The sequence below is a fragment of the Aquirufa sp. A-Brett2-W8 genome, assembly GCF_054558755.1.
In genome coordinates this window covers 357,285-383,634 of sequence record NZ_JBPXKS010000002.1, presented here as the reverse complement: position 1 = coordinate 383,634, position 26,350 = coordinate 357,285, and the positions used below count along the sequence as shown (strand labels likewise).

Genomic DNA, 26,350 nt, shown 5'->3' with positions numbered 1-26,350 from the left:
TAATTATCTGACAAAACGGATACTACGATGAACACGTAAACGGCTATTGATTTGAGGGCGATGATAACATAGCCTCCCATAGTATTTTTATTTTTTCTTTTCCGCCGCCATCACCATGGCTAATTTTAATTTAGCTGCCAGGTCATAGATATTGGTTAATTCTTGTACTGTCTGATTACGATCCATCCGAACCACTAAAGTCACCGCTTTCTTCGAAGTCGCTTCCTTCGTTAATTCTGCCTCTAAATTCGCAAAATCCACTAAACGATCGTCAATATAGTAATTTAGCTGCTCATCCACTGTCAAGCGAATCACCTCATTAGCTGGCGTAGGCATTGGCTTCGCAGTTTCAGGCAAAAGCAATTTAATCGCATCTGGTGAGGCAAGCGTAGAAATCATTAAAAAGAACATCAATAAGAAGAAAAGGATATCCGCTAGGGCTCCTGTTTCTACCTCCGATGCTTCTCTTGCTCTTTTTCTAAAGTTCATCGAATTATGATTTAGACGCTGGTTTGTGAAGAATATCTAAGAAATCAATCGCCGTAATTTCCATCTTATTAATCGTACGATCAATCATCGTCGTTAATAAAGTATACAAGACATACGCAATGATACCTACAATTAAACCTGATGCCGATGTCACCATTTTCTCATAAATACCACCAGCAATCGTTGAAATATCAATTTTATTCGAGATTGAAATATTGTGGAAAGTACGAATCATACCCGTTACCGTACCTAAGAAACCAAACATAGGAGCAATACGAGCAATCGCACTTAGAATACCTAAATTCTTCTCCATATTATAAATTTCTACTTTGGCCTTATTCTCTATAGCCGCTTCAATATCACGGATAGGAGAACCTAAACGAGATAATCCTTTTTCCAAAAGCTTCGCAATCGGATACGAATTCGTCTTACAGAAATTAATGGCACCCTGCACATTACCCGCTTGCAACATATCATGAATCGTATGCAAGAAATTCTCATCTAACTTAGCCGTCTTGCGGATGTATAAATAGCGTTCTATGAACAAGAAAACCGCAGCAGCGAATAAGAAACCGATTGGATACATCACATATCCCCCTTTTCCTAATAAATCCAAGACTGAAAATTCCTCCACGACTACTTTCGTAACCTCTTGAACAGGAGCTGAATTAACAATAGAATCTGCAATAGCTGCAGTAGAATCGACGGTCACTGAACCCGCCTGAAGTAAAATAGTTGCTAGCGAAAAAGCCATAGGATGAGGTTGATTAATCTTATTTACTACAAGTTTACAATTTTTTTTTTACAATCTCTACGGTTGTTTAATCGAAGGTGAGAGTTCTTTAAACCAAAATCCTTCCTTTAAACTATAGGACGAAAACCAAAGTTCGTTAATCCTTAATTCCCGCAAAACTTTCTCCACTAAAAAAGTCGCATAAGGGAAAATATTTGCTCTAAAAGCCTTCATTCCCGGGTATCCTACCCTATCCTGATAAGGCAAACTATCTAAATTCCTTTTATGTAATCGAAATTGAGCTAAGTCTATTTCGCAGGAAGCCGGCGCGAAGCCTGGTCTATTCTCTAAGTCTAAAATCGTCTCGAAAGCTCCCGCTGCTCCTATTAAAACAGCAGGCTTCGCCTTCTTACATTCGCTAAATAAAACTTGCATTTCTTTCGTCACATAGCTATTTAAATCTTCCAGAAGAGCTAGATGAAATTCATTATTCACGGAAAACATTGATTTTAATCGCAAACCTCCTAGTTCCAAACTCACCCGGTAAAGCACTTCCTTACCTTTAAACAAGATAAATTCCACACTTCCTCCACCAATATCCATCACTAAACTAGTTTTCTCCCAACGTTCAGGCAAGGAATTTCGTATACCTGAATAGATATATTCTGCCTCTTGCATTCCATCAATCACTTGAATCTGAATCCCTAATTCCTTTTTAACACGTTGAATAAAAGCATCCGCATTCGAAGCACGTCTTATTATGCTTGTTCCAATGGCTCGAAAATCAGACAAATCTCCACCTTTGGCCAGAAAAAGGTCACTAAATTCCTTCAAACAAACAAAAGCACGATCCATGGCATCCTCCTGCAATGTCACCCTTTCCATTGCTCCCATCCCTAAGCCCACTGGCCTTTGCAGCTGATTCAAAACTTGAAATTCATTCTTAGGTGAAATTAGTAATTGAAAAGTATTCGTACCGAGGTCCGCAATCGCACAGATTTTTGACATTATCATTTATTTGGAACAAAAATAAGCCGAAAAGGCGTTCAAGAATAAATAATATTCTTTATTTTAGTAAAAATGTATTCTGAAAAATGCTAGATCCCGAATTCGACGAGAATAAAGAAGACATTCACTCTTCCGTACAACGTTACGAGAACATGTTAAATCAGCAAGAAAACGCGTTTTTCGATGCAGAAACCTTGGAACAAATTGCTGAACATTATTTTGTTCAATCGCGTTTTGACCAAGCTCTAGAGGCCGTAAATTTAGGTCTGACTCACTTCAGTTATTCGCTGGAGTTGATTACGCTGAAAGCACAAATTTTAGGCGAAATGCAGAAGCCGGAAGAGGCGATGGAATTAATTGAAAATGCCATCTTGCTTTTCCCTAACGACATCGAATTAACGCTCGTTAAAGGCTATTTATTAAGCCAAATGGGCCAGCACGAAGAATCCATCCAACTTTTTTTAGCCTCCTTAGACCGAACAGAGGAAAAAGACGAAGTCTATTTTCGAATCGGATTAAGTTACCAAGCCTGGGGTAAACCTCGGGAGGCGGTCGACATGCTAAAGAAATGTCTAGAAATGAACCCAGAGAATGAAAATGCGCTGGTGGAATTAGCTAATTGTTTGGACGAAATAGGTAAAATCGATGAAAGTATCCCCTATTACAAGCAATTCATAGATTCTGATCCCTTCTCTTTTACGGCCTGGTATAATTTAGGTATTGCCTATTCTAAGCTAAAACAATACGAAAAGGCGATCGATGCTTATGAATATTCGCTGGCGATTGAACCTACTTTTGGGTCGTCTCTTTTTAACCTGGGTAATACCTATATGAATATTCAGGAATACGTAAAAGCAGAGGAGTCCTACCTATTATGTTTGAAATACGATGACCCTAATCCAGAACTATATTGCTGTTTAGGGGCTAGTTTAGAGCGTCAACGTAAATTTGAGGGGGCTTTAGAAAACTATAAAGAAGCGATTAAGGTCGACCCTCTTTGGGATGAAGGCTATTATGGCTTAGCTGTTTGTTTAACCGAGATGGACAAATGGTTTGAAGCCCTACATTTTCTAAAGAAAGCACTGAAATTAAATGACCTAAATCCACTTTATTGGACTGGTTTAGCCGATGTGGAATCCTATTTAGGCAATCCTGTTTCTGCGGATGAGGCTTATGCCAAATCCGTTGATTTAGATTCCTTTTTCGCCCCTACCTGGGTCAAATGGGCACAATTGCATTATGATTTAGATGATTTCGAAAAATGTGCTGAAATCATGTTATCTGCGATCGATGAACTTCCGGAGGAAGCCGACTTATATTACCGAGCAGCCATCTTTTTAATAAAAGCAGGTCAATTCAAAGAGGCCTTTCATTTCCTAGAATCAGGTTTGTTATTAGATTATGACAAACACGAAATTATTTTCGAATATTTCCCTAACATGGAAACAAAAAAGGCGATTTACAAGTTAATCCAACAATACAAGAAATAAATTCAACCGCTCATCACATTAATCATACACTCAATTCAATAATCTTTTAAATTTCCAGTCAATAAACAAAATACCCCTATGAAGAAAATTATTCTTTCGGGTTTACTGCTTTGTCTTTTACAACCAGCCATCGCACAAACTAAACCCGCTCCATCCACACTAAAGGCATCCGCCAGCCTTCCTATCCCTGAAAAGGTAACAGAAGCGGAAGGAATTACGGAATATAAATTAGCCAACGGCTTAAAAGTTTTATTATTCCCCGATCCATCGAAACAAACCATTACGGTTAATATCACTTATTTAGTAGGATCTCGTCACGAGGGCTACGGTGAAACAGGTATGTCCCACTTATTAGAGCACATGGTGTTCAAGGGAACTAAAGAGAAGCATAAAGAAGTCGCAAAAGAAATCTCAGATCACGGAGCTCAATTTAACGGAACGACCTGGTTAGATCGCACCAATTACTTCGAGACCTTTGCTTCCTCAGATGAAAACTTAGATTGGGCTTTAGATATGGAAGCTGATCGTATGATCAACTCCCGCATTGCTAAAAGCGAATTAGAAACCGAAATGACGGTTGTACGTAATGAATTCGAACGGGGTGAAAATGACCCAGGAAGTGTTTTAATGGAGCGTGTCGTTTCTACTGCCTTCTTATGGCATAACTATGGAAACTCTACGATCGGAGCTCGTTCTGATATCGAAAAAGTGCCTATCGAGAATTTACAAGCCTATTACCGCAAGTATTATCAACCTGATAATTCCGTGTTATTAGTAGCTGGTAAGTTCGATCCGATTAAGACATTGAAATTAATCAATGAGAAATTTGGTGTAATTCCACGTCCTGAGCGTGTTTTAACGCCTACTTTCACGGCTGAACCTACCCAAGATGGTGAAAGAGAGGTAACACTTCGCCGCGTGGGTGATGTACAAGTTTTGGGTATGGCTTACCATATTCCATCTGGCTTACACCCGGATTATGTTGCGGTAGATGTCATGGCTGATTTATTAACTGATGCTCCGTCTGGACGTTTATACAAGGCCTTGATTGATACGAAGAAGGCAAGTAGCCAGTTTGGATTCTCTTTCCAATTGAAAGAGCCAGGATTGATTTATTTTGGCGCAGAAGTATTGAAAGAAAAATCGGTGGATTCAGTTCGCCAGATTATGATTAATACCATCGAAAATTTTGCCAAAACTCCTCCAACGCAAGAAGAGGTAGATCGTATCAAAACGAAAGGCATTAAGAACATCGAGTTATTATTAAATAATGCACAACGTGTAGGTGTGGGAATGTCTGAGTACATCGCTCAAGGAGATTGGCGTTTATTATTCCATACGCGTAATCAATTAGAGAAAATTACTCCTGCGGATATTCAACGTGTGGCTTCCACTTATTTCAAAACATCTAATAGAACCTCAGGTACTTTCTACCCTACAGAGAAGCCTGAGCGTGCGGAGATTCCAGAATCGAAAGAAGTAGCAGTGGTATTGAAAGACTTCAAGCCAAAAGCAGCAGTTAGCCAAGGTGAGGCATTTGATCCATCTCCAGCGAACATCGATGCTCGTACTAAAAAAGAAAAAATTGGGGGTATCCAATTAGCGCTTTTATCTAAGAAGACAAGAGGTAACTCGGTTTATGCTCGTATGACTTTACGTTTTGGTGATGAAAAATCCTTAATGGGTACAGTAACTGCAGCCGATTTAGCGGCAGACATGTTATCTAAAGGAACAGCGAAACATACACGTCAACAATTCCAGGATGAATTAGACAAATTAAAAGCCCGTGTGAGTATCAATGGTGGACCTACTCAAGCAAGTGTTTCTATTGAAACAACTCGCGAGAATTTAATCCCAGCGATGAAATTAGTGGCTGAAGCATTAAAGCAACCGGTATTCCCGGCAGCTGAATTCGAGAAGTTAAAGCAAGAGAATTTAACAGCCATCGAAGGTCAAAAAAGTGAGCCTCAAGCAAAAGGATCTGATGCATTAGGTCAATTGAGAACAGGTCACTATGACAAGAAAGATGTACGTTACCAGCCTACTATGGCAGAGCAAACGGCTAATTATGCGGCTGCAAAATTAGAGGAGTCAATTAATTTCTACAAGAACTTCTACGGAGCATCGGATGCAACATTCTCTGCCGTAGGTGATTTTGATGAGAAAGAATTAAAGGATGTAATCACGGCGGAATTTGCTAACTGGAAATCCCCTAAGCCTTACAAACGTATTCCAGATGTGTTCAAAGAGACAGGTGGCAAAGCCATTTCTATCGAGACGCCTGATAAGGCAAATGCCTTCTTCTTAGCTTACCAGCCATTGAAGATTTCTGATAGCGATCCTAATTACGCTGCATTAGAATTGTCTAACTATATGTTAGGTGGTGGTAGTGGATTAAGCTCTCGTTTAATGAACCGTATCCGTCAAAAAGATGGTTTATCTTACGGTGTTGGATCGCAATTCGTAGCTAGTCCATTAGATCAAAGTGGTGCCTTCATCGGATATGCTATTTACGCTCCAGAGAATTTAGCTAAGCTAGAGTCTGCTTTCAAAGAGGAAATCGAGAAAGTATTAAAAGAAGGTTTTACTCAGAAAGAAATCGATGAAGCGAAGAAATCTTGGTTACAATCACGTCAAGTGACGCGTTCTCAAGATAATGCTTTAGTAGGAAGCTTGAACAGTAACTTATACTTAGGCCGTAATATGAAATGGTCTGAAGATTTAGAGACTAAGGTGAAGAGCTTAACTCCAGCTCAAATTCAAGAGGCTACTCAGAAATCAATCGACTTATTGAAGATGTCCTTCATTAAAGCGGGTGACTATGAAGGCGCTGCGAAGAAAATGGCAGAGAAAGCTAAGAATAGCAGTTCAGAATCAGGAGCAATGGGCGGTGCGCCCAAGCAATAATCCTTCCTGAAAGGAAACAAAAAAGGGAGCCCGAATGGAGCTCCCTTTTTTTATGCTGTATAGAATTAGCAAAACTCATCAAACACACCTTCTAAGTGTCCTGCAATCATATCAGCAGAACGACCCTCTATGTGGTGACGCTCTACGAAGTGAACTAATTCACCATCTTTGAATAAAGCTATCGATGGGGAAGATGGAGGATAAGGTAGGGTGTATTCACGTGCTTTTTGAACCGCTTCTGGATCTACACCAGCGAATACTGTCACTAAGTTTGTTGGTTTCTTTTCAGAAGCTGCTACGGCATTTTTAACACCTGGGCGAGCCGTAGAAGCTGAACAGCCACAAACAGAATTAAAAAACACCAAGGTTGTACCTGGTTTTGCCATGACGTCTTCCACCTCTGAAGCTGACTTCAATTCTTGAAATCCTCCGGCCACGATATCCATCCGCATAGGATGTACTAAATGTTCTGGATACATCTATTTTTCTATTTAAATTTTATAATTAAAACGATAACGCAATTACATAAATCCAAGTTCCAATTTTGCCACTTCTGACATCATATCTTGCTCGTAAGGTGGGTCAAAAGTTAATTCAACTGACACTTCAGCTATACCTTCTACTTCTCTCACCGCCTTCTCAATATCTACCGGAATACTTTCCGCAGACGGACAAGAGGGCGAAGTTAATGTCATCAAAATATAGACATTGTTCACTGGAAAAATCTTGATTTCATAGATTAATCCTAACTCATACACATCAACTGGAATTTCTGGGTCATAGACGGTCTTAATCGCCTTTACCACTTTTTCCTTTAATTCTACCTCATTCATTTGACTTGAATTTTCCATACTGAATAATCGCTTAAGAGAAGGCCAAAGCATAATGTTGCATTTGTTTTACCATGGAAACTAAACCGTTTGATCTGGTTTGGGCCAAATGCTGGCTCATTCCGATTTGATCAATAAAATATAAATCTGATGCCAAAATTTCTGCAGGGCTATGATTCGATAATACCCGAATCAACATCGAAATCATTCCTTTCACAATAATTGCTTCAGAATCAGCTTGAAATACGACTAAATCACCTTGCTTCTCGGCATGTAACCAAACGCGGCTTTGGCAGCCCTTAATCACATTCTCCTCTGTCTTAAAAGTATCTGACATAGGAGCTAACTTCTTCCCTAAATCAATCAAATACTCATATTTATCGGCCCAATCTTCAAAAAGACCAAACTCCTCTATTAATTCCTCCTGTATATCGTTTATCGCCTGCTCCATTATTGTAACATCTGTAAAGTCTTCTCTAAACATAAAACAAATCGATCGATTTCTTCGAACGTATTGTAAAACGAGAAAGAGGCACGACAAGTCCCCACAAGGCCATATCGTTCCATCAAAGGCTGTGCACAATGATGACCCGTACGAATCGCAATGCCAAATTTATCCAATAAAACGCCAATATCCTGTGGATGAACACCATCCACCACGAAGGAAATCACAGCAATTTTTTCAGGTGCTGTACCGACGATTTTTAAACCCGGAATAACCTGTAGCTTCTCCGTCGCATAAGCTAGAAGTGCTTCTTCTTGAGTCGCTAAGGCATCAGCTGGAATTGCTTGCAAATAATCTAAAGCAGCTCCTAGAGCAATCACATCAGCGATATTAGGGGTTCCTGCTTCAAATTTATAAGGTAATTCATTATAAGTCGTACCCGCAAAGCTCACCTCTTTAATCATCTCCCCGCCTCCTTGGTAAGGTGGCATATTTTCTAGTAATTCACGCTTTCCGTACAATACGCCTACGCCAGTCGGCCCAAATAACTTGTGTGCAGAAAATACAAAGAAATCCAAATCGAGCGCCTGCACATCCACAGCTAAGTGCGCCACCGATTGTGCACCATCTATTAGCACTTTTGCACCTACAGCGTGTGCAAGTGCTATGATTTCAACAATGGGATTAATCGTGCCAATCGCGTTAGAAACGTGATTGACAGCGACTAATTTAACTTTAGAATTTAATAATGCTTTGAAAGCTTCGATATCTAAAACTCCTTCGTCGCTTACCGGAATCACTTTTATCTCTGCTCCTTTTTCCTGGGCAATCATCTGCCAGGGCACGATGTTCGAGTGGTGTTCTAGGTTAGAAACGATGATTTGATCTCCTTTTTCGATGTTAGCACGTCCAAAAGTTTGGGCTACTAAATTAATCCCCGCCGTCGTACCTGATGTGAAAATAATCTGATCTGAAGAGGGTGAATTAAGGAAGGACGCAAGCTTAGTTCTAGTTAATTCATAAGCGGTCGTTGCACGTTCAGCTAAGGTGTGAAGTCCTCGGTGAATATTGGCATTATCCCGATCGTAATAGTCTTGTAAAGCATCTATGACAACTTTCGGTTTCTGGGTAGTCGCCGCATTATCAAAATAAATCAAAGGAGCTTTGTTCACCTGCTGATGTAAAACAGGGAAATCCGCTCTAATTTGATCTATATTTAATTTTTCCGCCATGATTAAATCGCTAAGGAAGTCTGGATTTTTGAAATGATTTTATCTGTCAAACGTAGTTTCGTCTCTTCGTGTGTAACACGATCGATTACTTCTTGAACAAAAGCTAATAACAATAAAGTTCGTGCGTTTGCTAAAGAAATACCTCTAGACCGTAAATAAAATAAAGCGTCCTCGTTCAATTGACCTGTCGTGGTTCCATGAGAACACTTAACATCATCTGCCCAAATCTCTAACTGAGGCTTCGTATTCATGGTGGCACGCGTAGAGGCTAAGACGTTTTTACAGCTTTGGAAAGCATTCGTTTTCTGAGCATCAGGACGCACAAAAATCTTACCATTAAACACCCCAGTCGCATTCCCCATTAAAACCCCTTTGTATAATTCATGGGATTCTGAATTCGGTTTACGGTGATCCACAACCGTATGAGAATCCATTAATTGGTCCTCTCCTGGCACATAGAGTCCATTTAGATTGGACATTACGCGTTCTCCATCACTGTAGAAATGCAGGTTATTACGTAAATATGCGGCATTCAGAGAGAACGTAAATAAATCTACTTGACTATCTGAAAGCTGCGTAATGAAGGTATGATCGATGTGGGTGGTGTTTTGGGCCAAATCTTGTTCCTTCACATAGGTCAAATTAGCCTTTTCACTCACATATATTTCTTGCACAAAATTAGACAAGACTTCTTCTGAACCTGCTGAAGTATAAGCTCGCTCAATCAAAGTTAAAGAAGCATCAGCCTCCAAGAACACAATTAAACGGCTTTGAATAGCCGACGCTTTTTTCACCGATAAAATAAAATCATGCGATATGGCATCGTCCACAGAAACACCTGCCTTTACCCACAAAACTTGAGTATTAGCAACGAGTGCTGCATTTAAATCATAGAGTGAATTTTGATCAAGGATCGGAAAACGCTGCTCCCATTTAGCAGCCATCGCTGGATTAGTAGCTAAAAACTGATCAAAAAGTAGAAATTCTACACCTGCTGGCAAAATACCAGTAAAGGTGGTATTTCCATTTTGGGTTTGTAAGCTAGCCTCTGAAGCCTCATTCAAGGCTGAAGGGGTCCACTCTACTTCTCTCTCATTCCATGATTTCAAGGAAGCATACTTCCATTCCTCCCATTTGTTGGTAGGAAAACCTTTGGCCTTAAAACGCTCCAAAGCCTCTTTCTGAGTTGATGACGTTAATTCTGTATACAACATCTTATTCTCCTAAAGCTGAAATGATCCAATCGTACCCACGCTCTTCTAATTCAAGCGCTAATTCTTTCCCTCCTGATTTCACAATCTTTCCCTTGTACAAAACGTGCACAAAATCTGGAATAATGTAGTCCAAAAGACGTTGATAGTGAGTCACCACGATCGTCGCATTGTCTGGGGATTTCAATTTATTTACTCCTTCTGCCACGATACGCAAGGCATCAATGTCTAATCCAGAGTCTGTTTCATCCAAGATGGCTAACTTCGGCTCTAACACCGCCATTTGGAAGATTTCATTTCTTTTTTTCTCACCACCTGAAAAGCCTTCGTTTAATGCACGAGACAATAAACTTTGGTCTATATTCACATAGCTCATCTTCTCTTTAAACATTTTCAAAAACTGAACAGCGTCTAAAGGTTCTTCACCACGGTATTTACGAATTTCGTTGACAGCTGACTTCATAAAATTAGTAGTCGAAACACCTGGAATCTCTATCGGATACTGAAAAGCTAAGAATAAACCCTCTGCAGCACGTTCCTCAGGAGCTAATTCTAATAAATCCTTACCTTGAAATTCTACAGTTCCACTTGTTACTTCATAATCAGCGCGGCCAGCTAAAACAGACGCTAAGGTAGACTTTCCAGAACCGTTCGGCCCCATAATCGCATGAACCTCACCGGCTTTAACTTCTAAATTAATCCCTTTCAAGATTTCCTTCTCTCCTATACTTGCGTGTAAATTCTTAATTGAAAGCATCATATTGTATTTGAATCTGCATTTAAAACACAAAATTAAGACCAATGGTTTTGAAAAACTAGCCTTTATTTAGATTCACTCTAAATAAATGAATTTTTTATCGAAAAAATTCTTAATTTTGTAGCAGAATTATTTCAAAAACATCGATCATGATCACGATAACGGATTTAGCAGCCAATAGAATTAAAGAATTGCGTTCTAAGGAAGGTTTAACGGAAGAATTTAACATCCGCGTGGCAGTAGAAGGTGGCGGATGCTCAGGCTTAATGTATAACTTAGATTTCGCCGCAGAAGCTCAACCAAATGATATGATTATCGAAGACAAAGGGGTAAAAGTAATGGTTGATAAAAAATCAATCTTATACTTAGCGGGCACCGAATTAGACTTTTCCGATGGCTTAAATGGCAAAGGATTCCAATTTAAAAACCCCAATGCAAGTCGTACTTGTGGTTGTGGAGAAAGCTTCTCTATCTAAGGCTTATTTATCTTATAAATAATTGTTTCCCGTCTAAAATATAAGGCTTCATTAGTGAGTAGACCTCATAAATAGGTAAACCCATGACCGTATAGAAAGAGCCCTCGATCGATTCGATTCCTACCATTCCTAGAAAATCTTGTACGCCATAAGAACCGGCTTTGTCCATGCAAGCACCCTCCCGAACATAAAAATCAATTTCCCAATCCTCCAAGGTGCGAAATTTAACTAAAGCTGAATCCGCTTTCGTAAACAGTCCATGTGGAGTCTGTAATGCAATCCCAGTCACCACTTCGTGTGTTTGACCAGATAATTTTTGTAGCATTTGAATGGCCTCCGACTTATCCTGTGGTTTATTTAAGATTTCGGTTCCCAAAATCACGACCGTATCAGCGGCTAAAACTAAGGCATTAGGAGAAATTTTGGCTAATTCACTGGCTTTACGTTCCGCTAAATGGACAGGAACGTCTTGGGCTTTCATTGTTTCATCAAAAGATTCATCCACATCACTCGGCAATACAGAAAATTCAAAGCCGGCGGAACGCAAGATATCTTTTCGACGTGGCGAATTCGATGCTAAAATGAATGGGTATTGAAGGGATAATAGATTCTGCATCTTCAAAAATAGCCCAAAATTTAAAATTATCAGGGTTTTAATAAAAATAAATTTAATTTCCTTTGTATTTAATGTAATTACATTTAATTTTACGACATCAAATTTTAATCATGGGTATTTCCGAAGATTTAAAGCAAACAAAATTTCCTTCTGAGGCCTCTAAAGCCGTTGTGAATGCGATCTTTACAGGCAACTGGATTGTTCAGCAACAGCAGGAATTGCTTAAACCTTTTGGACTTACCGTACAACAATACAATGTACTACGTATTCTGCGAGGACAACAAGGAACTCCAATGACCGTTCTGGCTATTACGGAACGAATGTTAGATAAAATGTCCAATGCCTCTCGCCTAGTAGATAAATTGCTGGAAAAAAAATTAGTTCTACGCCGTGAATGCCCGAAAGATCGCAGAGCAGTGGATATTTTAATTTTACCTTCCGGACTAGACTTATTAACACAAGTAGATCAAGTTCAAAATGACTGGGGAAAACATTTCGACATTTTAGGAGTTAGAAAACTCGAAGAAATGAACCAAATTTTGGACGAATTTAGAACCGTATTTTCTCACAATTAAACAATAAATTATATGAAATCTGTAAAAGTAATTATTGCAACTTTGGCTTTAGGCCTAATCTCAATTGCTGGTGTTGCCGCACCTAAAATTGTCAACTTAAACAAGACAACTAGTTCTATCGCTTGGTTAGCCAAGAAGGTAACTGGAGAGCACAATGGTACTGTAGGAATCTCTGCAGGCGCTTTAAATGTAGATGGAAACAAATTAATCGGAGGAAACTTCACCATTGATTTGAAAACCATTAAGGATTTAGATATCACGGATGCAGGTTACAACCAAAAATTCATTGGACACATCTCTTCTGGTGATTTCTTCGAAGTAGAAAAATTCCCAACGGCTTCTTTCGTCATCACTAAGGTAGCAGGTAATCAAGTAACTGGTAACTTAACCGTAAAAGGGATCACAAAATCAATCACTTTCCCAGCAGAAATTGCGGTTAAAGGCGGTAAAGTAACTGCGAAGGCAAACATTACGATCGATCGTACTGACTTTAACATCCGTTACGGTTCTAAGAAGTTCTTTGAATCAATTGGTGATAAGGCGATTTATGATGATTTCGCTCTCACAGTGTCTTTAGTTAGTGAGTAATTTCAAAATGTAATCTCTAAAACTGCCTTACGACAATGTTTTATGAGATTACATTTTGAAATTTCACACTACTATACGAACTCTTTCGCTCTCTTAATTAGGCGCAGGAGTAAAAGAATTTGAATTATTTATTTGATAAATTATCAAGGCTTATTCGCAGAAAATATGTCGTAGACCATTTTCTGGAGTAAGCCTTGAAATTTACCATTCACCATTCACCATTCAACTTATGTCTTTAATTGACTCATTATCGTGGCGCTATGCCGCAAAAAGAATGACCGGAAACAAAGTTTCCGCAGATAAAATTGATTCTTTATTAGAAGCAATCCGCCTTTCAGCATCAGGTTTTGGTTTACAACCCTATAAAGTGTTAGTAATCGAAAACCCAGAATTAAAAGCAAAAATTCAACCAATCGCTTATGGTCAACCACAGGCTGTTGAATCATCGCATTTATTGGTTTTTGCAGCTTGGAATGATATTACTGAAGTTCAAATCGATGCTTTCATCCAATTAGTAGCTGATACACGTGGTCTTTCACTAGATATGCTAGGGGATTACCGTGGTGCTATTGCTGGTTCATTATTAGGTCGTCCGGTAGAGGCGAAAAGACATTGGGCAGCACGTCAAGTTTATTTAGCGATGGGTACAGCCCTTGCGGCGGCGGGTGAATTACAAATTGATTCCACGCCAATGGAAGGATTTATTCCAGCGAAATTAGATGAATTACTAGGCTTAGAAGCTATGGGATTACATTCTGTATTGATGCTAGCCGTAGGAGAACGTGATGCAGCTAATGACTTTATGGCAAGTGCAGCCAAAGTTCGTTATGCAAAAGAAGATTTTGTGATTAATTTTTAATCCACTTCAATACCTAATAAAAAAGGCTCCGAAATCGGAGCCTTTTTTATTATAGGTCAGTAAGAGATAAGATAGGTTTCAAATCAAGCTTTTTACCCTCATCGAGTAATAAATCCCAACCAGATTCGAAATCATTCCGAATCAAACCCTCTAGGATGGCTTCGCGCATGGCAATTTTTATTAAGCCAATTTCGCGGCCGGGACCTATATCAAAAACTTGCATGATCACTTCTCCAGAGAAAACTGGCTGGAAATTACGCAAAGAATCACTTTCTTCAACTTCTTTTAATTTCGCTTCTACGATGTCAAAATTGCGCAAATAGCGTTTGACTTTATCTCCATTTTTAGAGGTAATATCTGCCCTACATAAGGTCATCAAGGCCTCCAATTCCTCACCTGCTTCAAAGAGCAAACGCCTCAAAGCCGATGCAGTAATTTCTTCTTTAGACAAGGCGATGGGGCGCAAATGTAGACGGACGAGTTTTTGAACCAATTTCATTTTCTCGTTCAAAGGTAATTTCAAGCGCTTGAAGATGTTAGGCACCTGACGGGCTCCCATATCTTCGTGTCCGTGAAAAGTCCAACCTTTTCCTTGAACGAAACGTTTGGTTTGAGGTTTGGCAATATCATGTAAAATGGCTGCCCAACGCCACCAAAGATCATCCGTGTTATCTGAAATGTTATCTAAAACCTGCAACGTATGGTAAAAATTGTCTTTATGCCCTTTACCATCTTCCGTATCAACACCTTTCAATTTCATGAACTCAGGAAAGATGATAGGCAATAGGTCGCAGGCATCCAATAATAAAAAACCATACGATGGCTTTTTACATAAAATAATCTTGTTCAATTCATCCGAAATCCGCTCCATCGAAATGATTTCTAAGCGGTCTTTCTCCGTTTTCAGGGCTTCAAAAGTCTCAGGAAAAATATCAAAGCCTAGCTGAGCCGCAAATCGAACCGCACGCATCATGCGCAAAGGATCATCCGAAAAAGTGATACCGGGGGCAAGAGGTGTTCGAATTAGTTTGGCTTTTAAATCGTCTACACCATGAAATGGATCTAGTAATAATCCCCAATGAGCCTGGTTCAATTGAACCGCCATGGCATTGATGGTAAAATCTCGGCGGTTTTGATCGTCTTCTAAAGTTCCCTCTTCCACCACTGGCTTGCGTGAATCGCGGTTATAGGATTCTTTACGAGCACCGACAAATTCTAGATCCCAATCATCGACTTTGATCATTGCCGTTCCAAAATTCTTAAATACCGACACAGCGTGCTCTGGTAAATCAAATTCTTTAGCCACTTCTAAAGCCAAATCAATCCCAGAACCGATACAAACCACATCAATATCCTTGCATTCACGCCCTAAAATAGCATCGCGCACATATCCACCAATGACGTAACAATCCAATCCCAAACGATCAGCTGCTACACCGATTTTTGAGAAAATAGGATCCGCTACAATCTCCGTCCCTTCTTTCATGCTATCCTCTAATTAATTTATAATCGCCATGTAGGCCTAATTGTACAATTTTACTCGCTTTTTTTACTGCCCCCTCTCCTGCTGGATTCTTTAATATCCCGGCCACTCCAGCCACAATAGAAGGCGCAATGCCTGCAAAATTAAGCGGAGATGGCTCGCCTGAAAGGTTAGCCGATGTAGATACAATTCCTCTTTGGTAGCGATAAACTAAGCCTTTACAGAACTCATCCTTCAAAAGTCGAATGGCAATACTTCCATCTGGGCCTAGTAATAAAGGGCTTACATTCTTCCCTTTAGGATAGATGACCGTCAATGGATCTTCCGCAAATTCCACTAAATCCCAGGCGATTTCAGGCACCTGCTCGACATATTCGCTCAATTGCTCCATTTTAGAAATCAATAGAATCAAGCCTTTATTAGCTGGTCTATTTTTTAGTTCCAAAATTCTCTCAATCGCCTGCTCATTCCGAACATCACAGCCTAAACCCCAAATCGTGTCGCTGGGATACAACAACACTCCTCCGGATTTTAAAGTTTGAATCGCCTCGTGGTACATATTTTGCATAATAGCGACAAAGGTAAGATTAATTTATTCATTTCTGAGCATGAGAGGCAAGGTTTAGAGCGAATTTAGCTACCTTTGTAGATTGACAAATCAGACCATTTTTAATGTCGACTATTCAACAAACATTACAAGAACAACTAGCTAAAGGACTACACGAATTATTTAGCATCGAGGTTTCCGAAATCGTTTTACAAGAAACGAAAAAGGAATTCGAAGGTGCCTATACTCTAGTTGTTTTCCCTTATACAAAACAAGCTGGAAAGGCTCCTGCAGCCATTGCAACGGACTTAGGAAACTATTTACTCGCTAATTGTACCTTGGTAAAGGCATTTCAAGTGGTTCAAGGTTTCTTAAATATTTCAATTCACGATTCAGCTTGGTTAGGTTTATTATCAGCGGTGGCATCCGATAAAAATCCATTTCAAATCGAGTCGAAAGGCGAAAAAATTCTCATCGAATACTCTTCACCTAACACGAATAAGCCTTTACACTTAGGCCATTTAAGGAATAATTTTCTGGGTTTTTCTGTGGCTCAAATTTTAGCAGCGGGTGGATATGAAGTAGTTAAAACAAATTTAGTGAACGATCGAGGTATTCATATTTGTAAATCAATGCTGGCTTACCAGCTTTTTGGCAAGGAAGAAACTCCCGAATCGACTGGATTAAAGGGCGACCATTTAGTAGGAAAATATTATGTGGCCTTCGATGTGGCTTATAAGGAAGAAATCGCCGATTTAAAGGCTAATGGACTCGAAGAAGAACAAGCGAAAAAACAGGCTCCTATCCTATTAAAAGTGCAAGAAATGCTCTTAAAATGGGAACAGGGTGATGCGGAGGTGATGAAATTGTGGAATGCGATGAATGCCTGGGTATTTGCTGGTTTTGAGAAATCTTACCAAACCATGGGGGTTTCTTTTGATAAAATTTACCGCGAATCGAATACCTATTTATTGGGAAAGCAGATTGTGGACGAAGGATTAGCCTCTGGGGTATTTTTCCAAAAGCCCGATGGCTCTGTTTGGATTAATTTAGAGGCGGAAGGATTAGATGAGAAATTAGTCTTGCGTAAGGACGGCACCTCCGTTTACATCACTCAGGATATGGGAACGGCCCAATTAAAATACGCAGATTTCAAAGCTAGCCAATCGGTTTATGTTGTGGGAAATGAGCAGGATTACCACTTTGAAGTGCTTTTCCATATTTTGAAAAAATTAAATAAACCCTTCTCTCAAGGTAATTTTCACCTCTCTTATGGCATGGTGGATTTACCTAGCGGCAAAATGAAATCCCGTGAAGGAACGGTGGTAGATGCCGATGATTTAATGGCGGAGATGATTCAAACGGCGAAAGATCGCACGCTAGAATTAGGGAAAATTGATGGTTTCACGGAGGTGGAATCAAACGAATTATTCCATAATCTTGGATTAGGTGCTTTGAAATATTTCTTATTAAAAGTAGAGCCTAAGAAAAGAATGCTATTTAACCCAGAGGAATCCATTGATTTCCAAGGAAATACGGGGCCATTTATTCAATATACTCATGCTCGGATTTGTTCGATCTTACGCAAAGCTGGTACGATTAATCCAATAAATACAGATTCAGAATTAGCAAGCTCAGAACAAGAATTAATCTACCTACTGGGTGAATACAAGGCAATAATAGCTACTGCTGCGGCGAATTTTGCACCATCAGTCATTGCAAATTATGCTTATGATCTTGCTAAAACTTTTAATAAGTTTTATAATGAGATGACTATTCTTTCAGAAGAAAATGAGGTGAAACGAAACATTCGAATTATCTTAGCTGACCTTACAGGTAAAACAATTCAGCATGCCACCTCGTTATTAGGAATAGTTTCACCTAATCGTATGTAATTTGAAACGTAAATATATTTACCTCACCATTTTAATTATTATCATCATGATCGCAAGTTTTATGAAAATCGGATCGTTATTAACGGCTTTGGCCCTACCATTCACCCAAAAAACAGTCTTAAACAGACCAGAAAAAATGGAAATCACAGCAGCTTCGAATTTCCACTCCTTCAAAATGAAAGGTATTGATGGAAAAGAAATTGACTTCTCGCAATTTAAAGGCAAGAAAATCATCGTATTAAATACAGCCTCTAAATGTGGTTATACACCACAATATGCAGACTGGGAGAAATTCCACAAAGAAAACAAAGACATCGTGATCTTAGGTTTCCCTGCTAATGAGTTTGGTGGACAAGAGCCAGGATCAAATGCGGAAATCTCCTCTTTCTGCTCTCTAAACTATGGCGTTTCCTTCCAAATGATGGAAAAAGTAGTTGTGAAAGGTTCAGAAAAATGTAACTTATATCAATGGTTAACAGATAAGTCGAAGAATGGCTGGAATGAAAAAGAGCCTAGCTGGAACTTTTGCAAGTATGTGATCAACGAAAAAGGGGAATTACAAAACTTCTTTGCTTCAGGAATCAAACCAAATAGCCCTGAATTTTTAGCTGCTATAGGTAAGTAATAATGAATAGATGGGTAGATGCGGCAAGGCCTAGAACCTTACCGCTAGCAGTGGGAAGTATATTATTAGGTAATTTTCTAGCTTATTCTGCAGGAAAGTTTAATCTATTGATTGCCGTACTTGCCACCTTAACTACCCTATTTTTACAAATACTTTCCAACTTCGCGAATGATTTAGGCGACTTCTCTAACGGAGTCGATAATCAAGATCGAAAAGTGGCTTTAAGAGCTGTTCAAACAGGAAAAATTAGTCAACAAGAGATGAAAGCTGCTGTGATTTACACGGCAGCTTTCTCATTTATTTCTGGTATCTCCTTATTATTTTTCGGACTCAAGAATGCCCCCATTGAAGTTTGGAGCACATTTTTAGCCTTGGGAGTCGCTTCCATTGCTGCAGCCGTTGCCTACACCGTAGGAAAAAGACCATATGGTTATATGGGCTTAGGGGATTTATCTGTTTTTCTATTTTTCGGTCTAATCGGCACACTGGGAACTTATTACTTACAAACCTTTACTTTAAATGTAGCCATTCTTTTCCCAGCCGCAGGATGCGGATTTTTGTCAGTAGCCGTGTTGAATTTGAATAATTTACGGGATATCGACAATGATATCAAAACGGAAAAAAACTCTATTCCGGTTCGCATAGGTAAAACGTTCGGATTTTATTACCAAAAAGCACTCTATATATTAGCCATTGCCTGCTTCTATGCCTATCCTTTTGTAGCTGGGATGAAAATAGGTATAAATCAGCAATTACTTATCGTAGGTATTTATCCGATCATTCAACTTTTCCGCGAACTACACTCAGAGATGAGCTCTGAGCAAATAGACCCCTATTTGAAAAAAACGGCGTTGAGAACCCTATTTTTAATTATCGTTTTTGGGGTCATCCAAATTTTAACAAGCCAGTAATTTCGCTTATTTTTACAAAAAATAATAGCGAAATGAAATTCAGAATTTGCCTACTAGTCTTCGCCTTTGTAGCAAGCAGTTTATCCTTATCAGCACAGACAACTGAAATCAATTACTTGGAGATTGGTTTAAATCAGAATAAATCTGGCAACTATGCAGATGCCTTACGCAATTTCAGTTTGGAAATTGAAAAAACGGCAGCCAATCCTAATCCAATCGCTTATTATAACCGAGGATTTGCAAAATACAATTTAAAGGATTTCCAAGGCGCTATTTTGGACTTTAATAAAGCCATCGAGTTAAAGCCCATGTACTTCGAAGCCTTTATTGCCCGCGGCCAAAGCTATAGCAAACAAGATAAACATCCCTTAGCCATTCAAGATTATAACGAAGCCATTCGTTTAAATCCTTTAGAGGGAACGGCCTATTTTAGTCGCGGAATTTCCAAAAACAAAATTGAAAGCTACCGAGCAGCCATCACAGACTTTAATAAATCATTGGAATTAGTACCCGATTATGCCCCCACACTAGCCGCTAGAGCCGAAAGTAAATCAAAATTAGGGGATTTTGCGGGAAGCATTGAAGATTATAATAAGGCCATCGAAATTACACCAAAGCGCACGAATTATATGTCCGGACGTGCCTTTGCAAAAATGAAAACCAATGACTTTAAGGGAGCATTAGCAGACTTCTCTGAGGTGCTAAAATTAAGTCCCGAGAAAGCTGATGATTGGTATTATTCTGGTTTGTGCAAAACTCAATTAGAAAATTACCGAGGCGAAAATGGAGAGAAAGGCGCATTAGAGGACTTCAATAAAGCTTTAGAATTAGATCCGGAGAAAATAGAAGCTTTATATGGTCGAGGATTCGTAAAAGCGAAGCTGGGGGACCAAAGAGCTGCGATGGAAGATTTTACTCGGGCTATTGATTTTGGCAATAATGAAAATGCGAAAATTCTCTATACAGCGAAACTTGGCAAAATTCAATTAGACGAATTACGTAATGGTTTAGTGGATCGCACGAAAATGACAGATATGAGTGTGGAAAGGGCGGAAGTATTTTTTCACCGAGGATTAGCTAAATCAAAATCTGGAGATCCTAAAAATGCGATGGATGATTACAACAGAGCCATTTCACTTCAACCTACCTATGCTGAAGCCTATTTTCTGCGAGGAGTAGCGAAATCATCTTTAGGTGATCAGCGTAATGCCATCCAAGATTGCAGTAATGCCATCCTTTTAAATCCCAAATATGCAGAAGCCTATTTCATTCGTGGAATCATAAAACTAGCTCTTAATGATTCTTCTGGCTGTTTAGACCTAAGTAAATCCGGAGAACTCGGCTATGCAGGAGCCTATAATGTGATTAGAGATTTTTGCAATTAAAAAAAGGCCTTCGATAATGAAGGCTTTTTTTTTAGTCGAATCTTAAGTGTTTTACCGATTCGCCAGAATTCGCTAATTCTTCCAAGGCATCGATACCGATTTGTAAATGTTTATTCACAAAATTGGCTGTGACATTCTTATCACTTGCATCCGTTTTAACCCCATCAGGAGTCATTGGATTATCAGATACTAATAATAAGGCTCCATGTGGTATCTTATTCTTAAAACCGACCGTAAATATCGTGGCAGTTTCCATGTCAATTCCCATCGCCCGAATATCAGATAAATAGGTTTTAAATACTTCATCATGCTCCCAAACACGGCGATTAGTCGTATAAATTAAACCAGTCCAATAATCTAATTCGTGTTTCTTAATCATGGAAGAAACGGCACGCTGCAAGCGAAAAGAGGGTAAGGCTGGCACTTCTTTAGGCATATACTCATCTGATGTCCCTTCTCCACGAACTGCGGCTATAGGTAAGATCAAATCCCCCAAAGCCAAATTCTTCTTCAAACCACCGCATTTCCCTAGAAAAAGAACCGCTTTAGGACTAATGGCAGATAATATATCCATCACGGTAGCCGCCATAGGTGAACCCATCCCGAAATTAATGATTGTTATATTATGCGCTGTTGCAGTCTGCATCGGACGATCCTGACCCAATATTTCAACGCCAAATTTCTCCGCAAACATATCTACGTAATTCTTGAAATTAGTCAATAAAATATATTGCCCAAATGCATCTGAATTCGTCCCCGTATACCGAGGCAACCAATTCTGAACAATTTCCTCTTTCGTTTTCATATTTATACGCTTCTTTGTGATGAATTAATTAAGCAAAAAGATTAATTTAGAGCTTATATTGATAAAGATGACAACATCTCCGGATCTAAACCTAGTTTTTCCTGCCTATTCTCACAAAGTAAAGAAAAATGAAGGAAAACTATATATTTTCGAAGAGATCTCTACTAAATATCGATTACTTACACCTGAAGAGTGGGTCAGACAACATTGCATTAATTATTTAGTAAAACACTTGAACTATCCCGCCAGCCTATTTCAAATTGAAAGGGGAATGAAGGTAGATAAATTGAACAGACGAACTGATATTCGTATATATAATGCTCAAGGAGAGGTTTTTATGTTAATTGAATGCAAAGCTCCTCAGGTAGAATTAAACTTAGAAACACTACAACAAATTAGTCAATACCAAAAAACCCAACAAGCTAATTATTTAGTTATAACCAATGGACTTCATTACCACATTTTCAACAAATCATCCGAAATCCTAAGCGATTTCCCCTCCTATTCATGAAAAAGATTATCATTCTGTCACTCGCTTTATTATCACTAACAGCTACAGCACAAAAGAGACCTGCACTCGTTGTAGGCATTGTAGTTGATCAAATGCGTTATGATTATTTAAATAGATACTACGACCGTTATTCTAATAATGGGTTTAAACGCCTCATGAATGAAGGTATGAATTGTACGGATAATCACTATAATTACGCTCCTACGGTGACGGCAGCTGGACATGCTAGTGTGTACACAGGAACGGTTCCTGCGGTTCACGGCATAGTAGGCAATGAATGGATAGAAGTCTCTAACGGAAAAAAAATGTATTGTACTGATGATTCTACCGTTCAAACCGTAGGAAGCAAAAGTAAGGCGGGTATTATGTCCCCTAAAAACCTTTGGACTTCTACCATTACGGATCAATTGAAAATGGCACAGAATTACAAATCAAAAACAATTGCCATTGCACTTAAAGACAGAGGTTCTATTTTGCCAGGTGGGCACACGGCAGATGCAGCCTATTGGTATGACTCTGCTGATGGGTACTGGATAAGCTCGTCCTTTTACCTGAAAGAACTGCCGACTTGGGTTCAAAAATTCAACCTAGAGGGTCGCCCTCAAAAGCTCGTTAGCCAAGGATGGAATACACTTTATCCGATCTCTACTTACACGAGATCAGCTGAAGATAATAGCTTGTATGAAAGTAAATTACCAGGTGAAAAAACGCCGACTTTCCCACATGACTTAAAGGGAGGAAATGCATTAGAAGTTCTTCGTACAACCCCCTATGGCAATACACTAACAAAAGATTTTGCACTAAAAGCGATTGAAGACGAGCATTTAGGAAAAAATGGCACGACCGATTTTTTAGCGATAAGTTTTTCATCACCAGACTATGTGGGACACTCTTTTGGACCCCAATCTATTGAATTAGAAGATACCTATTTGCGTTTAGATCAAGATATCGCTGAAATTTTAAGCTATTTAGATGCCAAACTAGGAAAGAATCAATACTTAGTGTTTTTAACGGCGGATCATGCGGTGGCAGAAATTCCTGCTTACATTCGAAGCAAGCGTATGCCGGGTGGTGTGTTTGATAACGGAAAAGCGATTAACGATGTGAAATCGGCTCTAAAACAAGCTTTTGGCGAGGTGGATATCATTTTAGGAACCGATAATTACCAAATATACCTGAATCAGGCTAACCTAGACAGATTACAGATTTCGAAGGAGGCTGTAGGCAAGGTTTTGGAAAAATCATTCAAAAAACAACCTGGTTTTGCTGAATTAGTGGACATGAGAGAAACTGCTTCCAGCCCAATACCTTCGCTTTACCGCGAAATGATTGCTAACGGCTACAATCAACACAGAAGTGGGGACTTTATGTATTTATTAAAACCTCAGTGGTTTTCAGGCAACAAAACAGGTACTACACATAGTAGTTTATATGCCTATGACACCCACGTCCCGTTATTATTTTTTGGATGGAATGTAAAACCTAGAGAAGTGAGTCAAAGAACGAGTATCAGTGATATTTCTAGCACCTTAGCCAATTGGTTAAAAATAAATGAACCCTCGGGAAGTATTGGTAAAGTAATTCAGTAAAAATATGAAAATAGCTGTTGTAGGAACCGGATATGTAGGTTTAGTAACTGGAACTTGTTTCGCAGAAACAGGAAACCACGTTACTTGCGTAGATATCAATGAAGAGAAAGTAAAACAAATGCAGGCTGGTATAATCCCTATCTATGAACCTGGTTTAGAAGATTTGTTTAAAAGAAACACCGAAGAAGGGCGTCTGGATTTTACCACTTCTTTACAAGAGGGTATTGCTGGAGCAAAAGTCATTTTCCTAGCTCTTCCCACCCCTCCTGGCGCGGATGGTTCGGCAGATTTAAAATACATTTTGCAAGTGGCGGATGATTTAGGCCCACTCCTATCAGAATATGCGGTTATCATTGATAAAAGTACCGTTCCAGTAGGCACATCCGAAAAAGTACATTCCGCTATTGCTAAGCAGGCCAAAGTGGATTTTGATGTCGTTTCCAATCCGGAATTCTTACGAGAAGGTGTAGCCGTAGAAGATTTTATGAAACCGGATCGTGTCGTTATAGGTACGCAATCAGAGCGAGCAAAAGACTTGATGTCGCGCTTATATGCGCCCTTAGTTCGCCAAGGTAATCCGATCATCTTTATGGATGAACGTTCGGCAGAATTAACTAAATACGCAGCAAACGCATTTTTAGCGACTAAAATCACCTTCATGAATGAGATCGCTAATCTCTGCGAACTCGTAGGTGCTAATGTGGATGAGGTGCGCAAAGGAATCGGAACAGATTCTCGGATCGGAAAACGCTTCCTATTTGCAGGAATCGGATATGGAGGAAGTTGTTTCCCAAAAGATGTACAAGCTTTAGCTAAAACATCCACCGAGAACGACTATGAGTTTAAGATTTTGGACTCCGTGATGAAAGTAAATGAGAACCAAAAAACGAAGTTAATCCCCCAGATTCAAAAACACTTTAAAGGTGATCTACAGGGCAAAAAAATTGCCATGTGGGGCCTTGCCTTCAAACCCTATACCGATGACATAAGAGAGGCGCCGTCCTTGTACAATATTGATGCCTTATTAGGGCTTGGGGCCTCTGTAAGTGCTTATGATCCGGAAGCGATGAGTCATGTCAAAAATATATTAGGTGATAAAATCACCTTCACAAAGAATCCATACGAAGCCTTAGAAGGAGCTGATGCCCTTTTAATCGTTACCGAATGGCCACAATTCAGAACGCCAGATTTCGACCGAATGGATAGTTTATTAAAAAACAAAGTCATATTTGACGGAAGAAACTTATACGAATTAAACCAAATGGCAGAATTAGGCTACACCTATTATTCGATAGGCCGTCAAACGATAAAATAATATGAAAAGAGTTTTAATCACCGGCGGAGCTGGATTTCTAGGATCCCATTTATGCGATCGTTTTATCAAAGAAGGATATCACGTCATCGCGATGGATAATTTGATCACTGGCGATCTAAAGAACATCGAACACTTGTTCAAATTAGAGCACTTCGAGTTTTATCATAACGACGTATCTAAATTCATCCACGTACCTGGCGAACTAGATTACATTCTACATTTCGCCTCCCCTGCTTCTCCTATCGATTATTTAAAGATTCCGATCCAAACCTTAAAAGTAGGATCTCTTGGAATACATAATTGCCTAGGTTTAGCTCGTGTGAAAAATGCGCGCGTATTGATCGCCTCTACTTCAGAGGTTTACGGAGATCCTAATGTGCATCCTCAGCCTGAAGAATACTGGGGGAATGTGAATCCGGTGGGACCTCGTGGCGTTTATGATGAGGCCAAACGTTTTCAAGAAGCCATGACCATGGCCTATCACACCTACCACGGCTTAGAAACACGCATTGTTCGGATATTCAATACCTACGGTCCACGCATGCGATTGAATGACGGACGTGTATTGCCTGCCTTTATAGGACAAGCGTTGCGTGGCGAGGATTTAACGATGTTTGGCGATGGTTCACAGACGCGTTCGTTCTGTTATGTAGATGATCTAGTGGAAGGCATTTATCGTCTCTTATTGAGCGATTATGCGCAGCCGGTAAACATCGGTAATCCGGATGAGATTACGATCAAAGAATTTGGCGAGGAGATCATCAAATTAACGGGGACATCACAGAAGCTTATTTCCCTTCCATTGCCTACAGATGATCCCAAACAACGCAAACCAGACATCACCAAGGCGCGCAGCATTCTAGGCTGGGAACCTAAGGTTAATCGCGCTGATGGCTTAAAGATTACCTATGAGTATTTCAAATCGTTGACTAAGGATGATTTGTTTAGAATGGCGCATCATAAAACGTTTTAGTCGCGAAGCGACTAAAATGTTTTGTCAATGAGTAGTTGCTTCGCAACTTAGTCGACTTCGTCCTAGTCGCCTACGGCTTAGTCAAATAGTCCGGA

Annotated in this window: 27 protein-coding genes; 14 read left to right on the top strand and 13 right to left on the bottom strand. The window is 39.5% G+C overall.

The genetic code is table 11. The features are described 5' to 3' along the window. Nucleotides 1-87: 87 nt before the first annotated feature. Genes ACST13_RS01665 through ACST13_RS01655 form a run of 3 tightly spaced genes read right to left on the bottom strand, consistent with a single transcriptional unit; the run spans nucleotide 88 to nucleotide 2,230 of the window. A complete protein-coding gene (locus ACST13_RS01665; RefSeq protein ID WP_459521482.1) occupies nucleotides 88-489 on the bottom strand; it encodes an ExbD/TolR family protein in 402 nt (133 codons plus the stop codon). A 4-nt stretch (nucleotides 490-493) separates the two neighbouring features. Further along, nucleotides 494-1,243, bottom strand: a complete 750-nt coding sequence (locus ACST13_RS01660; RefSeq protein WP_459521481.1) for a MotA/TolQ/ExbB proton channel family protein — start codon at nucleotides 1,241-1,243, stop codon at nucleotides 494-496. A gap of 57 nt (nucleotides 1,244-1,300) precedes the next feature. After that, complete coding sequence (locus ACST13_RS01655; protein WP_459521480.1) at nucleotides 1,301-2,230, bottom strand: Ppx/GppA phosphatase family protein; 930 nt, start codon at nucleotides 2,228-2,230, stop codon at nucleotides 1,301-1,303. Between the two features lie 86 nt (nucleotides 2,231-2,316). Here ACST13_RS01655 and ACST13_RS01650 point away from each other — a divergent pair, with 86 nt between their 5' ends. Beyond that, on the top strand, nucleotides 2,317-3,720 hold the full coding sequence (locus tag ACST13_RS01650) for a tetratricopeptide repeat protein (RefSeq protein WP_459521479.1): 1,404 nt from the start codon (nucleotides 2,317-2,319) through the stop codon (nucleotides 3,718-3,720). Nucleotides 3,721-3,798: 78 nt separating this feature from the next. Next, nucleotides 3,799-6,627 carry a M16 family metallopeptidase gene (locus ACST13_RS01645; RefSeq protein WP_459521478.1) on the top strand — a complete coding sequence of 943 codons (2,829 nt, stop codon included), beginning with the start codon at nucleotides 3,799-3,801 and terminating at the stop codon, nucleotides 6,625-6,627. Between the two features lie 65 nt (nucleotides 6,628-6,692). Here the strand turns inward: ACST13_RS01645 and ACST13_RS01640 are convergent, their stop codons facing one another. Genes ACST13_RS01640 through sufC form a run of 6 tightly spaced genes read right to left on the bottom strand, consistent with a single transcriptional unit; the run spans nucleotide 6,693 to nucleotide 11,102 of the window. Beyond that, the gene (locus tag ACST13_RS01640) at nucleotides 6,693-7,106 is read right to left on the bottom strand and encodes a BrxA/BrxB family bacilliredoxin (protein ID WP_459521477.1); all 414 of its coding nucleotides are present in this window, start codon (nucleotides 7,104-7,106) and stop codon (nucleotides 6,693-6,695) included. 42 nt (nucleotides 7,107-7,148) lie between these two features. Continuing rightward, nucleotides 7,149-7,460 (bottom strand): iron-sulfur cluster assembly protein, encoded by a 312-nt coding sequence (locus ACST13_RS01635; protein ID WP_459461243.1) that lies wholly within the window; start codon nucleotides 7,458-7,460, stop codon nucleotides 7,149-7,151. Between the two features lie 31 nt (nucleotides 7,461-7,491). Next, complete coding sequence (locus ACST13_RS01630) at nucleotides 7,492-7,908, bottom strand: SufE family protein (protein ID WP_459521476.1); 417 nt, start codon at nucleotides 7,906-7,908, stop codon at nucleotides 7,492-7,494. Then, on the bottom strand, nucleotides 7,908-9,134 hold the full coding sequence (locus tag ACST13_RS01625; protein ID WP_459521475.1) for a SufS family cysteine desulfurase: 1,227 nt from the start codon (nucleotides 9,132-9,134) through the stop codon (nucleotides 7,908-7,910). Before ACST13_RS01625 ends, ACST13_RS01630 begins: the two co-directional genes overlap by 1 nt. A 2-nt stretch (nucleotides 9,135-9,136) precedes the next feature. Further along, nucleotides 9,137-10,348: a Fe-S cluster assembly protein SufD gene (sufD, locus tag ACST13_RS01620; protein WP_459521474.1), complete on the bottom strand. Its 1,212-nt coding sequence runs from the start codon at nucleotides 10,346-10,348 to the stop codon at nucleotides 9,137-9,139. A 1-nt stretch (nucleotide 10,349) separates the two neighbouring features. Beyond that, on the bottom strand, nucleotides 10,350-11,102 hold the full coding sequence (sufC, locus tag ACST13_RS01615) for a Fe-S cluster assembly ATPase SufC (protein ID WP_459521520.1): 753 nt from the start codon (nucleotides 11,100-11,102) through the stop codon (nucleotides 10,350-10,352). A gap of 149 nt (nucleotides 11,103-11,251) precedes the next feature. Between sufC and ACST13_RS01610 the strand changes: the two genes are divergently transcribed. Continuing rightward, on the top strand, nucleotides 11,252-11,578 hold the full coding sequence (locus ACST13_RS01610) for a HesB/IscA family protein (RefSeq protein ID WP_459460346.1): 327 nt from the start codon (nucleotides 11,252-11,254) through the stop codon (nucleotides 11,576-11,578). Nucleotides 11,579-11,585: 7 nt separating this feature from the next. On the opposite strand, the gene ACST13_RS01605 is transcribed toward ACST13_RS01610, so the two are convergent. Continuing rightward, the gene (locus tag ACST13_RS01605) at nucleotides 11,586-12,194 is read right to left on the bottom strand and encodes a Maf family protein (protein ID WP_459521473.1); all 609 of its coding nucleotides are present in this window, start codon (nucleotides 12,192-12,194) and stop codon (nucleotides 11,586-11,588) included. Nucleotides 12,195-12,304: 110 nt separating this feature from the next. Between ACST13_RS01605 and ACST13_RS01600 the strand changes: the two genes are divergently transcribed. From ACST13_RS01600 to ACST13_RS01590, 3 genes are all read left to right on the top strand, one after another. Beyond that, nucleotides 12,305-12,769 (top strand): MarR family winged helix-turn-helix transcriptional regulator, encoded by a 465-nt coding sequence (locus ACST13_RS01600; protein ID WP_459521472.1) that lies wholly within the window; start codon nucleotides 12,305-12,307, stop codon nucleotides 12,767-12,769. Nucleotides 12,770-12,781: 12 nt separating this feature from the next. Further along, nucleotides 12,782-13,357: a YceI family protein gene (locus ACST13_RS01595; protein ID WP_459521471.1), complete on the top strand. Its 576-nt coding sequence runs from the start codon at nucleotides 12,782-12,784 to the stop codon at nucleotides 13,355-13,357. A gap of 229 nt (nucleotides 13,358-13,586) precedes the next feature. Next, nucleotides 13,587-14,216 carry an NAD(P)H-dependent oxidoreductase gene (locus ACST13_RS01590; RefSeq protein WP_459521470.1) on the top strand — a complete coding sequence of 210 codons (630 nt, stop codon included), beginning with the start codon at nucleotides 13,587-13,589 and terminating at the stop codon, nucleotides 14,214-14,216. A gap of 49 nt (nucleotides 14,217-14,265) precedes the next feature. On the opposite strand, the gene ACST13_RS01585 is transcribed toward ACST13_RS01590, so the two are convergent. Then, nucleotides 14,266-15,702 (bottom strand): CCA tRNA nucleotidyltransferase, encoded by a 1,437-nt coding sequence (locus ACST13_RS01585; protein ID WP_459521469.1) that lies wholly within the window; start codon nucleotides 15,700-15,702, stop codon nucleotides 14,266-14,268. A gap of 1 nt (nucleotide 15,703) precedes the next feature. Beyond that, the gene (locus ACST13_RS01580) at nucleotides 15,704-16,267 is read right to left on the bottom strand and encodes an L-threonylcarbamoyladenylate synthase (RefSeq protein ID WP_459521468.1); all 564 of its coding nucleotides are present in this window, start codon (nucleotides 16,265-16,267) and stop codon (nucleotides 15,704-15,706) included. Nucleotides 16,268-16,371: 104 nt separating this feature from the next. On the opposite strand from ACST13_RS01580, the gene argS reads away from it, so the two are divergent. Genes argS through ACST13_RS01560 form a run of 4 tightly spaced genes read left to right on the top strand, consistent with a single transcriptional unit; the run spans nucleotide 16,372 to nucleotide 21,062 of the window. Next, nucleotides 16,372-18,141 carry an arginine--tRNA ligase gene (gene argS, locus ACST13_RS01575; protein WP_459521467.1) on the top strand — a complete coding sequence of 590 codons (1,770 nt, stop codon included), beginning with the start codon at nucleotides 16,372-16,374 and terminating at the stop codon, nucleotides 18,139-18,141. Nucleotides 18,142-18,187: 46 nt separating this feature from the next. Then, the gene (locus tag ACST13_RS01570; RefSeq protein ID WP_459521466.1) at nucleotides 18,188-18,766 is read left to right on the top strand and encodes a glutathione peroxidase; all 579 of its coding nucleotides are present in this window, start codon (nucleotides 18,188-18,190) and stop codon (nucleotides 18,764-18,766) included. Nucleotides 18,767-18,768: 2 nt separating this feature from the next. Next, nucleotides 18,769-19,677, top strand: coding sequence for a 1,4-dihydroxy-2-naphthoate octaprenyltransferase (menA, locus tag ACST13_RS01565; protein ID WP_459521465.1), 909 nt, complete (start codon nucleotides 18,769-18,771; stop codon nucleotides 19,675-19,677). A 32-nt stretch (nucleotides 19,678-19,709) separates the two neighbouring features. Beyond that, nucleotides 19,710-21,062, top strand: coding sequence for a tetratricopeptide repeat protein (locus ACST13_RS01560; RefSeq protein WP_459521464.1), 1,353 nt, complete (start codon nucleotides 19,710-19,712; stop codon nucleotides 21,060-21,062). A 31-nt stretch (nucleotides 21,063-21,093) separates the two neighbouring features. Here ACST13_RS01560 and ACST13_RS01555 read toward each other — a convergent pair whose 3' ends face one another. Continuing rightward, the gene (locus tag ACST13_RS01555; RefSeq protein WP_459521463.1) at nucleotides 21,094-21,867 is read right to left on the bottom strand and encodes an AMP nucleosidase; all 774 of its coding nucleotides are present in this window, start codon (nucleotides 21,865-21,867) and stop codon (nucleotides 21,094-21,096) included. Between the two features lie 67 nt (nucleotides 21,868-21,934). Between ACST13_RS01555 and ACST13_RS01550 the strand changes: the two genes are divergently transcribed. Genes ACST13_RS01550 through ACST13_RS01535 form a run of 4 tightly spaced genes read left to right on the top strand, consistent with a single transcriptional unit; the run spans nucleotide 21,935 to nucleotide 26,255 of the window. Continuing rightward, entirely contained in the window at nucleotides 21,935-22,378 is a 444-nt protein-coding gene (locus tag ACST13_RS01550; RefSeq protein ID WP_459521462.1) for a type I restriction enzyme HsdR N-terminal domain-containing protein, read from the top strand. Beyond that, nucleotides 22,375-23,967 carry an alkaline phosphatase PafA gene (pafA, locus tag ACST13_RS01545; protein WP_459521461.1) on the top strand — a complete coding sequence of 531 codons (1,593 nt, stop codon included), beginning with the start codon at nucleotides 22,375-22,377 and terminating at the stop codon, nucleotides 23,965-23,967. Before ACST13_RS01550 ends, pafA begins: the two co-directional genes overlap by 4 nt. A gap of 4 nt (nucleotides 23,968-23,971) precedes the next feature. Then, complete coding sequence (locus tag ACST13_RS01540; protein WP_459521460.1) at nucleotides 23,972-25,282, top strand: UDP-glucose dehydrogenase family protein; 1,311 nt, start codon at nucleotides 23,972-23,974, stop codon at nucleotides 25,280-25,282. 1 nt (nucleotide 25,283) lies between these two features. Continuing rightward, nucleotides 25,284-26,255 carry a UDP-glucuronic acid decarboxylase family protein gene (locus tag ACST13_RS01535; protein ID WP_459521459.1) on the top strand — a complete coding sequence of 324 codons (972 nt, stop codon included), beginning with the start codon at nucleotides 25,284-25,286 and terminating at the stop codon, nucleotides 26,253-26,255. Nucleotides 26,256-26,350: the final 95 nt, after the last annotated feature.

Bases quoted from the DNA above. Each gene is read 5' to 3' on its own strand.
- ACST13_RS01665 (WP_459521482.1), bottom strand. From the start codon at position 489: ATGAACTTTAGAAAAAGAGCAAGAGAAGCATCGGAGGTAGAAACAGGA.
- ACST13_RS01660 (WP_459521481.1), bottom strand. From the start codon at position 1,243: ATGGCTTTTTCGCTAGCAACTATTTTACTTCAGGCGGGTTCAGTGACC.
- ACST13_RS01655 (WP_459521480.1), bottom strand. From the start codon at position 2,230: ATGTCAAAAATCTGTGCGATTGCGGACCTCGGTACGAATACTTTTCAA.
- ACST13_RS01650 (WP_459521479.1), top strand. From the start codon at position 2,317: ATGCTAGATCCCGAATTCGACGAGAATAAAGAAGACATTCACTCTTCC.
- ACST13_RS01645 (WP_459521478.1), top strand. From the start codon at position 3,799: ATGAAGAAAATTATTCTTTCGGGTTTACTGCTTTGTCTTTTACAACCA.
- ACST13_RS01640 (WP_459521477.1), bottom strand. From the start codon at position 7,106: ATGTATCCAGAACATTTAGTACATCCTATGCGGATGGATATCGTGGCC.
- ACST13_RS01635 (WP_459461243.1), bottom strand. From the start codon at position 7,460: ATGAATGAGGTAGAATTAAAGGAAAAAGTGGTAAAGGCGATTAAGACC.
- ACST13_RS01630 (WP_459521476.1), bottom strand. From the start codon at position 7,908: ATGGAGCAGGCGATAAACGATATACAGGAGGAATTAATAGAGGAGTTT.
- ACST13_RS01625 (WP_459521475.1), bottom strand. From the start codon at position 9,134: ATGGCGGAAAAATTAAATATAGATCAAATTAGAGCGGATTTCCCTGTT.
- sufD (WP_459521474.1), bottom strand. From the start codon at position 10,348: ATGTTGTATACAGAATTAACGTCATCAACTCAGAAAGAGGCTTTGGAG.
- sufC (WP_459521520.1), bottom strand. From the start codon at position 11,102: ATGCTTTCAATTAAGAATTTACACGCAAGTATAGGAGAGAAGGAAATC.
- ACST13_RS01610 (WP_459460346.1), top strand. From the start codon at position 11,252: ATGATCACGATAACGGATTTAGCAGCCAATAGAATTAAAGAATTGCGT.
- ACST13_RS01605 (WP_459521473.1), bottom strand. From the start codon at position 12,194: ATGCAGAATCTATTATCCCTTCAATACCCATTCATTTTAGCATCGAAT.
- ACST13_RS01600 (WP_459521472.1), top strand. From the start codon at position 12,305: ATGGGTATTTCCGAAGATTTAAAGCAAACAAAATTTCCTTCTGAGGCC.
- ACST13_RS01595 (WP_459521471.1), top strand. From the start codon at position 12,782: ATGAAATCTGTAAAAGTAATTATTGCAACTTTGGCTTTAGGCCTAATC.
- ACST13_RS01590 (WP_459521470.1), top strand. From the start codon at position 13,587: ATGTCTTTAATTGACTCATTATCGTGGCGCTATGCCGCAAAAAGAATG.
- ACST13_RS01585 (WP_459521469.1), bottom strand. From the start codon at position 15,702: ATGAAAGAAGGGACGGAGATTGTAGCGGATCCTATTTTCTCAAAAATC.
- ACST13_RS01580 (WP_459521468.1), bottom strand. From the start codon at position 16,267: ATGCAAAATATGTACCACGAGGCGATTCAAACTTTAAAATCCGGAGGA.
- argS (WP_459521467.1), top strand. From the start codon at position 16,372: ATGTCGACTATTCAACAAACATTACAAGAACAACTAGCTAAAGGACTA.
- ACST13_RS01570 (WP_459521466.1), top strand. From the start codon at position 18,188: ATGATCGCAAGTTTTATGAAAATCGGATCGTTATTAACGGCTTTGGCC.
- menA (WP_459521465.1), top strand. From the start codon at position 18,769: ATGAATAGATGGGTAGATGCGGCAAGGCCTAGAACCTTACCGCTAGCA.
- ACST13_RS01560 (WP_459521464.1), top strand. From the start codon at position 19,710: ATGAAATTCAGAATTTGCCTACTAGTCTTCGCCTTTGTAGCAAGCAGT.
- ACST13_RS01555 (WP_459521463.1), bottom strand. From the start codon at position 21,867: ATGAAAACGAAAGAGGAAATTGTTCAGAATTGGTTGCCTCGGTATACG.
- ACST13_RS01550 (WP_459521462.1), top strand. From the start codon at position 21,935: ATGACAACATCTCCGGATCTAAACCTAGTTTTTCCTGCCTATTCTCAC.
- pafA (WP_459521461.1), top strand. From the start codon at position 22,375: ATGAAAAAGATTATCATTCTGTCACTCGCTTTATTATCACTAACAGCT.
- ACST13_RS01540 (WP_459521460.1), top strand. From the start codon at position 23,972: ATGAAAATAGCTGTTGTAGGAACCGGATATGTAGGTTTAGTAACTGGA.
- ACST13_RS01535 (WP_459521459.1), top strand. From the start codon at position 25,284: ATGAAAAGAGTTTTAATCACCGGCGGAGCTGGATTTCTAGGATCCCAT.